At 40.2% G+C, this 1,435-nt stretch carries 2 protein-coding genes; both read right to left on the bottom strand.

The window, feature by feature from the left end; genetic code table 11:
- Positions 1-33: 33 nt before the first annotated feature.
- On the bottom strand, positions 34-870 hold the full coding sequence (locus FHW89_RS28570; RefSeq protein ID WP_371742501.1) for an IS3 family transposase: 837 nt from the start codon (positions 868-870) through the stop codon (positions 34-36).
- A gap of 2 nt (positions 871-872) precedes the next feature.
- Entirely contained in the window at positions 873-1,391 is a 519-nt protein-coding gene (locus FHW89_RS28565; protein ID WP_172338453.1) for a helix-turn-helix domain-containing protein, read from the bottom strand.
- Between the last annotated feature and the right edge of the window lie 44 nt (positions 1,392-1,435).

Raw genomic sequence — 1,435 nt, 5'->3', positions numbered from 1 at the left:
TGAAGTGCACCCCAAAAGTTGGACAAAGTTAATTTAACTATTCATAATATGAGCTCGGTATTTTACCGGGCTCATTCCTTTTAGATTGAGTTTGATCCGCTCGTTGTTGTAATATTCGATATAGTCTTTGATGTCTTTCTTTAATGTTTCAATATCGCTGTACTTGTGGAGGTAGAACAGTTCAGATTTTATGATACCAAAGAAGTTTTCAATGATGGCATTGTCCAGACAGTTACCTTTTCTGGACATACTTTGTATTATACCATTCTCTTTTAGCAGGTATTGATACCTTTTCATTTGGTATTGCCACCCTTGGTCGGAATGTAAAATCAGGTTTGGAGCACTATCAACCTTTTTGAACGCATCTCTTAACATCTGGTGCACTTGTTCAAAGTTGGGTGATTCAGACAAGTTATAGCTGATGATCTCGCCATTGAAGAGTTCTATGACTGGCGACAGGTACAGTCTTTTCTCACCCACTTTGAACTCTGTAATATCTGTTGCCCATTTCTGGCCTGGCCTTGTTGTGGTGAAGTTTCGGTTTAACAGGTTAGGCACTGTCCTACCTATCTCACCTTTGTAAGACCTATACTTTTTTCTTCTGATCAGGGATTTCAGGCCAAGCGTACCCATCAGTTTTAAAACGGTTTTATGATTAATCATACAGCCCTCACGCTTCATCTGTAATGCTATCCGCCTGTAGCCGTACCTGCCCTTATGCCGGTGATAAATGCTTTTGATCTGCGATTTGGCGTCATCATGCTTGGTTAACACAGATTTGGTATTCAGATGATAATAGTAACTGCTTCTGGCCATTTTTAATATATCCAGTAATACCACTAATGGATATTTATGCCTTAACTCATCAATGGCTAACGCTTTTTCTTTGGCGTCGTTTCTTTGTTTTGAGCTAAGGCTTCGAGCTTTTTTAGCAACTCATTCTCTGCCCGTAAGTACAGGTTCTCTTTTTCAAGCTCTTCTAATCTGGTAAGCGGCTTATCGGTTTTTGCACGCGGTTTCTTTTCTTTCACAGCTTTACGGCCTTTGGGCTGACTGATTAGGCCTTTGGCTCCCAAATGCTCGTGGGCCTGAACCCAAACACTGACGATGCCAATAGATGGAATGCCAAATTGCAGACAGCAGTCTCTCAAAGATAGATTTTTCTGAACATAAGCCTGGACGACCGTTAGCTTAAATTCTTCACTGTATTGCTGCTTGCCCTTTCTTGATATGCCCTGTAAGCCTGATGAATTATATTGATCAATCCACTTCCTGATCTGTGAGGTAGAAATATTCCAGCGTTTTGATAAGCTATTTATTGATTCTCCTCCCTCATGTGCTTTAATGAGCTTTAGCTTAAATTCTGTCTTATGCTTCTTGTATCTAATCATAAAAATGCCCCCAATAAGTGTCTAACTTTTTGGGGGCAGTGTAA

This window comes from Mucilaginibacter sp. SG564 (assembly GCF_013149275.1).
In the GTDB taxonomy this organism is placed as follows: domain Bacteria; phylum Bacteroidota; class Bacteroidia; order Sphingobacteriales; family Sphingobacteriaceae; genus Mucilaginibacter.
Note: the sequence above shows the minus strand (reverse complement) of the source record. Positions and strands in the feature narration are given on the sequence as shown.